The 8,245-nt window shown below is 36.0% G+C and carries 12 protein-coding genes; 8 read left to right on the top strand and 4 right to left on the bottom strand.

The features are described 5' to 3' along the window. Positions 1-94 precede the first annotated feature (94 nt). Both ABES03_RS05315 and ABES03_RS05310 read right to left on the bottom strand, forming a co-directional pair. Entirely contained in the window at positions 95-337 is a 243-nt protein-coding gene (locus ABES03_RS05315; protein ID WP_413308801.1) for a DUF2626 domain-containing protein, read from the bottom strand. A gap of 83 nt (positions 338-420) precedes the next feature. Further along, positions 421-1,119, bottom strand: coding sequence for a helix-turn-helix transcriptional regulator (locus ABES03_RS05310; RefSeq protein ID WP_430115795.1), 699 nt, complete (start codon positions 1,117-1,119; stop codon positions 421-423). A gap of 225 nt (positions 1,120-1,344) precedes the next feature. Between ABES03_RS05310 and comGA the strand changes: the two genes are divergently transcribed. The 8 genes from comGA (at position 1,345) to ABES03_RS05270 (ending at position 5,603) form a co-directional block, all read left to right on the top strand. Continuing rightward, the gene (gene comGA, locus ABES03_RS05305) at positions 1,345-2,430 is read left to right on the top strand and encodes a competence type IV pilus ATPase ComGA (RefSeq protein WP_430115794.1); all 1,086 of its coding nucleotides are present in this window, start codon (positions 1,345-1,347) and stop codon (positions 2,428-2,430) included. Further along, entirely contained in the window at positions 2,417-3,448 is a 1,032-nt protein-coding gene (gene comGB, locus ABES03_RS05300) for a competence type IV pilus assembly protein ComGB (RefSeq protein ID WP_430115792.1), read from the top strand. The genes comGA and comGB overlap by 14 nt, the downstream gene beginning before the upstream one ends. A 17-nt stretch (positions 3,449-3,465) precedes the next feature. Then, the gene (gene comGC, locus ABES03_RS05295) at positions 3,466-3,774 is read left to right on the top strand and encodes a competence type IV pilus major pilin ComGC (protein WP_430115790.1); all 309 of its coding nucleotides are present in this window, start codon (positions 3,466-3,468) and stop codon (positions 3,772-3,774) included. After that, positions 3,774-4,214, top strand: coding sequence for a competence type IV pilus minor pilin ComGD (gene comGD / locus ABES03_RS05290; RefSeq protein WP_430115789.1), 441 nt, complete (start codon positions 3,774-3,776; stop codon positions 4,212-4,214). The genes comGC and comGD overlap by 1 nt, the downstream gene beginning before the upstream one ends. Further along, positions 4,198-4,536, top strand: a complete 339-nt coding sequence (locus ABES03_RS05285) for a hypothetical protein (RefSeq protein ID WP_430115786.1) — start codon at positions 4,198-4,200, stop codon at positions 4,534-4,536. The genes comGD and ABES03_RS05285 overlap by 17 nt, the downstream gene beginning before the upstream one ends. Then, positions 4,520-4,960: a competence type IV pilus minor pilin ComGF gene (comGF, locus tag ABES03_RS05280; RefSeq protein WP_430115784.1), complete on the top strand. Its 441-nt coding sequence runs from the start codon at positions 4,520-4,522 to the stop codon at positions 4,958-4,960. Before ABES03_RS05285 ends, comGF begins: the two co-directional genes overlap by 17 nt. Next, positions 4,957-5,259, top strand: a complete 303-nt coding sequence (locus ABES03_RS05275) for a competence type IV pilus minor pilin ComGG (protein WP_430115782.1) — start codon at positions 4,957-4,959, stop codon at positions 5,257-5,259. Before comGF ends, ABES03_RS05275 begins: the two co-directional genes overlap by 4 nt. 158 nt (positions 5,260-5,417) lie before the next feature. After that, entirely contained in the window at positions 5,418-5,603 is a 186-nt protein-coding gene (locus tag ABES03_RS05270) for a YqzE family protein (RefSeq protein ID WP_430115781.1), read from the top strand. Positions 5,604-5,659: 56 nt separating this feature from the next. Here the strand turns inward: ABES03_RS05270 and ABES03_RS05265 are convergent, their stop codons facing one another. Both ABES03_RS05265 and ABES03_RS05260 read right to left on the bottom strand, forming a co-directional pair. Continuing rightward, complete coding sequence (locus tag ABES03_RS05265; protein ID WP_430115779.1) at positions 5,660-6,451, bottom strand: YqhG family protein; 792 nt, start codon at positions 6,449-6,451, stop codon at positions 5,660-5,662. Then, on the bottom strand, positions 6,429-8,117 hold the full coding sequence (locus ABES03_RS05260; protein ID WP_430115777.1) for a DEAD/DEAH box helicase: 1,689 nt from the start codon (positions 8,115-8,117) through the stop codon (positions 6,429-6,431). Before ABES03_RS05260 ends, ABES03_RS05265 begins: the two co-directional genes overlap by 23 nt. Positions 8,118-8,245: the final 128 nt, after the last annotated feature.

The following is an 8,245-nucleotide window of genomic DNA, read 5'->3' as shown; positions in this document are numbered from 1 at the left end:
TCCGCTCCAATCAACAGGGATAAAAATCAACACTCTTCTTTAATATAGCCAAAGGATAAAGAAAAAACGCCGGGGTTTCCGGCGTTTTCTCTTCTTAATGTCCTCCGCCAAGCGGCATCATGAACGTTGTCCAATATGTAAAGCCGACGAAGAAAACTGTTAAATATGCTCCGAACACATACATATACATACGCTCGGATAGTTTTAGATAGCTAAGCAGAACGAAGAATCCTGTTTGAGCTAAGAATAGCATTGCCGTCTTATCCAAATCACCTAGATAAAACATAACGGTAAAAATACCAGTCCAGAAACCACAAACTCTGAACATTCGATCCATATGTAACCCTCCTTTTACCCTACGATACCATCATTACAATATTATAAAGTAAAAGGCGGTGTAATGTAAATAATGGTTTCGAATTAGTTTGTAACAAGTGCCTGATAAGAACATGTTTCACAGCCAGAAATCATATTTTCTTTTTCAACTAATTCAACCGAATTAAACAATGCACCGAACATTCCTTTTAGGAATTCATGGTGCATACTGCACACAGTTTCTGTATGTTCTTCAGCTACTTCCTTAAAAGGACAGTTGAAAATTTGAAAATAAATCTTGGTCTTTTCACCATTTGCTTCAAATTCAGGATAAAAACCTGCAAGTGTAGCGGCACTTTTTAATATATTTAGCTTTTGATCGAATTCTAATTCCTCACCAAGCGATTTTTTTGCCAATTCCTGTTCAATAATTTCCGTACCAAATCGCTTTCCTGTCAAAAAGAGTGCTTGTTTACCAGCTTCCCCTAATGAAATCATTGTTTGAATAGCCACTTTAGATAATAGCATATAATCGCGATAAGGGAAGTGCAGTTGAATTACATCATCTGATAGACGATATAACCGGCTTGGCCTACCACCCTTACCTGTTTTTTTTGTTTCAGATGCTAACATGTTTACATCTTCTAATTTAGAAAGATGCAGTCTTGCTACATTTGGATGAATATTAAAATTTTCAGCTACCTCTTGTACTGTTACTTCTTGGTGACGTTTGGTAATGTATTGATAAATGTAATATCGTGTTGGATCTGACAAAACGTTTGTTATCTTTAATGTTTGTTCCATCTCTATTCACCTCGGACCCCCATAATTTATTCCATTATAATACAGCTATTATTACATGGGAATGAGGTTAACAATGTTAACACTATATGTTTAGAAAATGTTCACAATTACCGACTTTATATTGTAACAATATTAGAATATTTTTGTAGTTTTAAAAAAAAAATTTAAAAATAAAGAAGGAAGAGCTAGAAACTTGTCGAATATTAGCTACGAGAAAATAAAAAGGTGGTGGTACTCATTGCTAGTTCAATTGAACTATTAGCTAATCGAATCATCTCAGATGCTGCTAGGAATCAGGCAACAGATATTCACATTATTCCAAGAAAAAAAGACACACTCGTCCAAATTCGTTTGACCAACAAACTCATTCCTCGACTATCCCTTCCAAAAGAAGAATGCGACAGATTAATTTCCTATTTTAAATTTACAGCCAATATGGATATCGGAGAAAGAAGGCGTCCGCAGAGCGGAGCTATTTTTTGTGAGGTAGACGGACAATTAATGGGCCTCAGGCTCTCCACTCTACCATCTAATAACAGAGAGAGCCTTGTCATCCGGCTTTTACCCCAACAAGAACAGATTCCCTTTCATCAACTCTCTTTATTTCCTTCTATGACTAGAAAGCTGTTAGCCCTTCTCAAACACGCTCATGGTTTAATTATTTTCACAGGTCCCACGGGATCTGGAAAAACGACAACCCTCTACTCTTTATTAAATGAAACGGCCCATTTATTCCATCGAAATGTGATTACACTTGAAGATCCTATTGAAAAAAATTATGATTCTGTCCTCCAGGTTCAGGTCAATGAAAAAGCAGGAGTTACATATGCTGCAGGATTAAAGGCTATTTTACGCCACGACCCAGACATTATTATGGTTGGTGAGATTCGGGATGCAGAAACTGCCAAGATAGCTGTTCGGGCTGCTTTGACAGGTCACTTAGTGCTTTCAACCATGCATACACGAGATGCAAAAGGGGCTGTTTACCGTCTTCGAGAATTTGGTGTGAATTGGTTGGAAGTAGAACAGACACTAATTGCTGTTACTGCCCAAAGACTTGTTGAACTTACTTGTCCATTTTGCGAAGGAGAGTGTTCTCCCAATTGTTATTCGTATGGAAGATGGAAACGAGCCAGTGTATTTGAACTCTTGTCAGGAAGGAACTTACATTCTGTTATGAAAGCGGCAAGGGGAGAGGCAATAAATCCTAGGTACCGAACAATTAAGGATGTCATTAATAAAGGAATTGCATTAGGGTATATTCAAGAATCTGAATATGATCGACTGGTGTATGAAGATGAAACCTCGTAAATGGTCAGTCACTGAACAAGCGAGCTTTTTAAAGAGGACGGGGGAATTACTAGCAAGGGGATACCCAATTGCAGAAGCAATTGAATCTATAGCATTGCAATTACCTGCAAAACGAAAGGAGGAATTATATGATTGTTTAGTAGAGTTAAAAAAAGGATTACCATTTCATGAATCATTAGACACTCTTGGATTTCACAAGGATTTAATTGGATATGTTTATTATGCTGAGCAGCATGGCAGTTTTTCTAATGCGCTTTTAGAAGGCAGTAGTCTTGCTTTAATGAAGGGTAAAGATCTACATAAGCTATTAAAATTACTTCAATATCCGCTGGTTTTACTCTTTATTACAGGTTTCCTTTTTATTTTCGTGGAAAACACTCTACTCCCTAGATTTACCACTCTTTTTTCATCCCTTGGACTTGAAGAAAACTTTTTTACAAAGGTTATCTTCATGTTTGATCAATATTTCCCCATTTTTATTGGTAGTCTGCTTTTGACAATACTCCTAACATGTGTTTATTATTTTCTCATTTTCCGCAAATTCTCCATCTTGAAGCAAAGGTCGATGCTTGTTCGGATTCCAATTGTTGGCAAACTCCTCAAATTAATGTATACCCATTATTTTTCCATCCAGTTGAGCTTTCTATTATCGGGAGGATTATCTGTATCGGAAGCCTTGTTACTATTTGAGAAAAACCTAAGACAGCCTTTTTACAGTCAAATCGCGGGGAAGATTAAAGAAAACCTCATAACAGGAGAAAAATTGGAGACCATCTTAACGTCCTTTTCATTTTTTGAAATGGAATTCTCCATGATTGTTAAACATGGACAAGAAAATGGGAAATTAGAGCAGGAATTACTCTTTTTTAGTAAACATTGTCTCACCAATATGGAAGAAATAATGGAAAAAAGCTTAAAGACGATTCAGCCAATATTATATTTATTTATTGGATTTCTAGTTGTTTCAATGTATTTGGCCATTCTTTTACCTATGTTTCACCTATTAGATGGCATCTAAAATTGGAGGTTTATATAATGAATAATGAAAAAGGGTTTACACTTATCGAAATGATGATCGTTATGCTGGTTATTTCAATCTTGCTGATTATTACAATTCCAAACGTAGCAAAACATAATACTAATATTAATAACAAGGGGTGCGAGGCATATGTAAAAATGGTTCAAGCCCAAGTTCAAGCCTATGAAATGGATAAAAACAAGGTGCCAACACTCCAAGACCTTGAAACAGAAGAGTATATAAAGGCTGATGCAAATGGGTGTCCGAACGGAAAAACAGTAAGTATAGATTCAAATGGGAACGTCACAGCTGTAGTAGCACCGTAATGAACTGGAATCAAAAAGGATTCACGTTAATCGAATCACTTCTAGTCCTTTCCATTTTTATGATAATTTCCTCAGTCACAGTCTTCACCCTAAGTCCTCAGCACTCTTTTATTGAAAGAGAATCCTTTTTCACCCAACTAAAAGCAGACTTGTATTATGCGCAGCAGTATGCCATATCGCACCAACATGAAATATTAGTTCAAATTGTGCCTAAGGAATACAAGTATTATATGATTTACCGTGCAGAGGAAAAACCAATAATTGAAAGAGATTACTCACATAATGTGAATTTCACCGAAGGTACGATGCCCTTTACTTTTAAGTTTCTACCAGATGGTAATATAAATAAATTTGGCAGCTTGATTTTGTACTATCGAAATAAAATCTATCGTTTGACCTTTTTAATTGGAGAGGGACGGTTTTATGTTTCAGAACAGTAAAGGATTTTTTTTACTCGAACTACTCCTATCATTGTCTGCGTTGTTAGTGGTAAGTACATTTTTACTTCCCATTTTCATACAAGTAAGAGATCAATCACATCAAGTTGAAATAGAGAATATTTCAAGAAAGTATATGTATGAAGAATTGCAGGCAAGAATGATGGATCACAAAAATTTCAACAATTACTCGCTTGTTCAAGATGGAATTGAATATCAAATTATCTGGAAAGACTCCCTTGAAGATAATGGAAAGGTGGTGTGTGTTAAAGTTGAAAGTAATCCCTTTATACATGGAACTGAAACATGTGGAAAATTCGAATGAAAAGGCATTTACTCTTATTGAAGTACTAATCGCTTTTTCGATCTTTAGTATCATTATTTTTTTTATGATGCCTATTTTTCAAATAACCCTCAATAATAAAGATACACAAGTGCGATTGCGGGCTATGGAGTGGGAGGTCTTTTGTAGTCAAATAAAGAAAGAGATGCGCTTCTCTAGTAGCGCCCAAGTGTTATCTGGCCGCTTAATCCTAACCAAAGATACAGAAACAGTCCAATTTGAAAAATACGGTACGAACCTAAGGAGACGAGTGAATTCTACAGGGAACGAAATTATACTTCAAAACGTGTCACAGTTTTCCCTGATAATGCTAAATAACGCTGTTAAAATTACGGTTGTTGACCTTTCAGGGAAAGTACACACAGTAACCATTTTTTCATTGGTAGATTGGAACAAGGGATCATGAAGAATAAGGAGAAAGGGTTTACGTACCCACTGACACTTTGTTTGCTCCTGTTTTTTTTACTATTTCTCGCTATGCATGTTGACCAATTGCTAATCGAAAGGAAATTAGCACATGAAACAGCTGATATTCAGCAGGAGGAATACTATTTTCTCTCTTCGATAAAAAAAGTGGAAGTCTTATATCAAACAGTAGAAACCCTTCCAGTAAGGGGGGGCTGGACGTATAGTAATGGAACGATGGAGTATCAAGCCGAAGCACCTACAAGTGGGTCCAAAAGGTTACCTTTAATTTGCTATTAAATACCGGAATAGCAGTTAGCGGCCGAGGTTCTTTTGATGTCGTTACTAAAAAATTAACTAAATGGACTGAAATAAAATAAATCGTTTGAAAAAAGTAATCCTGGACATACTTGTAACTGAGAACGGAAGTGTCCGTCTAGAGAAAGGCAGGGACGTCCATGAAAACAAATGACTATGTCAAATATATGACCCAAACAATTGTAAAATATGCCGATCAACCAAGGGATGAAAGAAAAAGGCTCCGTTTTGAGCGGAAGCAAGGAAGAGCATCTTTTTGGTATCGTTGGTTTGGAATCCTACCGTATATCCTCTATATCCAAATGAAAAAGAGAAGAAAACTTTAGGAAAACAATTGAATTTAAAAGGCTGACTCAATAATAAAAGAGTCAGCCTTTAGTTCTTATATAGCCTGATCAGTGAGATAAAACAGACCGCCATTAATAAAAGAGATATTTATCTTCGGTTCGTATTGCTCTTGTAGTGCTTTTTTTTCTGTCTCGTAATTTTCATTTTCTTCTTCTATTTCTTCATAAAAATGCTCCAACAATCTTAAATCTTGGTTCCACCGCTTTCGGGCTTCCTCGGCCCAAGAATGATCATCCTCATTTATCAGCGATGTTAAATAGTTTTCTATCCTTAGCATTCCGCTTTTTGGTTTTACCAATGGTGATAAAGTAAAAGAGTAATCTGGGATTTTGGGTGTTAAGGGTATTTGTTCTAGGCGATCATGGAAATTCTCAACCATTTGTCCATTTATAAGCTGTAAACCGATTGATTTATAAATATCACGCTTACGATCACATTGATAAGAAATCTTAACATTCATACACAGCCAAGGTAGTAGGGGTGTTTGGTTATGAATCTGATTATGTTTTTCGTAAAGGCGGATATAACTTGCCAAATTTTTGGTGGATTGAAAAATTTGGTGCAGCCTAGGTGATCCAAAATGGATGATCTCACCCTTTATATGCTCTGGAGCTATTTCTTTGTTTGTAATGAAGGTGAGCTGCATCGGATTAGGAATTCCACCTGTTTTTTCCAAATAGTGCCAGTAAAAAGGGCGGTTCATTAATTCTTTATCCAGTTCAATCGTTAATTGTACGGTTAAGTATCCCGGTTTATTTTCGATAATTGGGCATTCATTTGCCACAAAGTAACTGATAAGAAAGTTATGAATTTCCTGCTGCTGCATGTGACTCACCTTCCTTAATAGTTTGTGCAAATTCAATCATAGATGATAAATTTTCCATCTTAATTCTCATTTCACCTTCTGAAGCGGATTGTCCAAATATATCAATTATATGATCCTCAATATTGCCAAATTCCAATTTCGTTAATATATCGTCCAGTTCACCAATGACCTTTTCAAACAGATTAATTTTTTCATAAAGAAGCTTTAATATATGCTCTTCGACTGTATTTTTGATGGCGAAGTTATAAATCATGACGTCCTTTTCTTGGCCTAATCGATGGATTCGTCCAATCCGTTGCTCCAGCCTCATAGGGTTCCATGGCAAATCAAAGTTAATAATATGATTACAAAATTGCAAATTAATCCCTTCACCGCCAGCTTCCGTTGCAATTAAGACTTGGGCATGCTTTTGAAACAGCTCGCGCATCCAATCCTTTTTCCCTCGTTTAAATCCACCTCTAAATGGGACCGACGAGATGCCATGCTGCTTTAAATACCATTGCAGATACATCTGAGTCGCACGATATTCCGTAAAGATAATGACTTTATCATTAACTTTCTGAATTAACTCAAGTGCTTTTTCAGCTTTTGAATTTTTTTGTACCGCTTCCACTTTACTAATTAAAAAGTTTATTTGTTCTTCGAAGGCAGGAGTTGGATCCTCCTTTTTTTGCAACATGTTTTTTAAGGTGTAAAAAACAGCTTCCCTGCTGCTACATGCTTCCCGCTGCAGAGTCATGACAGAGAAGGCGCTCGTTTGAAGCCAATCACTTTCACTTTTTAGATTCGTAATGGAATCATATAAATCCTTTTCTTGCGGAGAAAATTCAATGGGAAGGGTTTCTACGTGCCTCTTTGTCCATTCAATACCTGTATCGGCACGGCGATTACGAATCATTACCTTGTTTACTAATTCTTTTAAATGCTCATCATCATTTAATGAACGTGCATCCCGTTTGTATCTTTCGTAGAATGTGGTTTCACTGCCTAAATGTCCCGGTTTTAAAAGTGAAACTAGGTTAAAGATTTCTTCAATTCTGTTTTGAATTGGAGTTGCAGTTAATAATAAACAAAATTTCTTTTTTAGATTTTGAACAAACTCGTAGTTTTTTGTTTTATTATTTTTAAGTTTATGTGCTTCATCAATAATGATTAGATCATAATCCAGCTTAGAAATAATATCTCGATGCGGATTTCTCTTGGCTGTATCTATAGATGAGACAACCACATCACATTGTTCCCATACATAGCTTTTCCTTTGTGCAATAGCAGGGATGAAGAACTTGCTGTTCAATTCAATCGCCCATTGTGTAACTAAAGAAGCGGGTACTAGAATAAGTACCTTTTTCACTAATCCACGAATCATGTATTCTTTTAAAATCAAGCCTGCTTCAATCGTCTTTCCTAGTCCCACTTCATCTGCAAGGATAGCTTTTCCATTCATGTTCTCAATCACTTGCTTAGCTGTTTCAAGTTGATGAGGAAGTGGTGTTAAATTGGGAAGATGCTTTGGAGCTTGCAAGCCTTCAAATTCAGGTATGACAAGGTGTTTTTCAACCCCAATCGCTAGTTTAAAAAGCTCCCAATTTCCCCAAGGCCCATCGTTATCAATTCTATGTAAAAAATCATCCTGCCAAGAGGAATCAAATTCAATTTTGACAGACATCTTTTCAGCTCCTTTTCATGTAAAAAAGACTATTGCCCAATGTATTGGTTTAATGGTAGGATGAAAATAGCTTTGAATGTTTTAAATATTTTAATAAGGTAATTTATTTTAGTAGTATAATTAGTATG

The organism is Neobacillus rhizosphaerae, assembly GCF_050477885.1.
Classification (GTDB): Bacteria; Bacillota; Bacilli; order Bacillales; family Cytobacillaceae; genus Neobacillus; species Neobacillus rhizosphaerae_A.
Note: the sequence above shows the minus strand (reverse complement) of the source record. Positions and strands in the feature narration are given on the sequence as shown.

Coding starts and splice junctions, on each gene's coding strand:
- ABES03_RS05315 (WP_413308801.1), bottom strand. CDS start 337: ATGGATCGAATGTTCAGAGTTTGTGGTTTCTGGACTGGTATTTTTACC.
- ABES03_RS05275 (WP_430115782.1), top strand. CDS start 4,957: ATGAAGAATAAGGAGAAAGGGTTTACGTACCCACTGACACTTTGTTTG.
- ABES03_RS05260 (WP_430115777.1), bottom strand. CDS start 8,117: ATGTCTGTCAAAATTGAATTTGATTCCTCTTGGCAGGATGATTTTTTA.
- comGD (WP_430115789.1), top strand. CDS start 3,774: ATGAACTGGAATCAAAAAGGATTCACGTTAATCGAATCACTTCTAGTC.
- ABES03_RS05265 (WP_430115779.1), bottom strand. CDS start 6,451: ATGCAGCAGCAGGAAATTCATAACTTTCTTATCAGTTACTTTGTGGCA.
- ABES03_RS05285 (WP_430115786.1), top strand. CDS start 4,198: ATGTTTCAGAACAGTAAAGGATTTTTTTTACTCGAACTACTCCTATCA.
- ABES03_RS05270 (WP_430115781.1), top strand. CDS start 5,418: ATGAAAACAAATGACTATGTCAAATATATGACCCAAACAATTGTAAAA.
- comGB (WP_430115792.1), top strand. CDS start 2,417: ATGAAACCTCGTAAATGGTCAGTCACTGAACAAGCGAGCTTTTTAAAG.
- ABES03_RS05310 (WP_430115795.1), bottom strand. CDS start 1,119: ATGGAACAAACATTAAAGATAACAAACGTTTTGTCAGATCCAACACGA.
- comGC (WP_430115790.1), top strand. CDS start 3,466: ATGAATAATGAAAAAGGGTTTACACTTATCGAAATGATGATCGTTATG.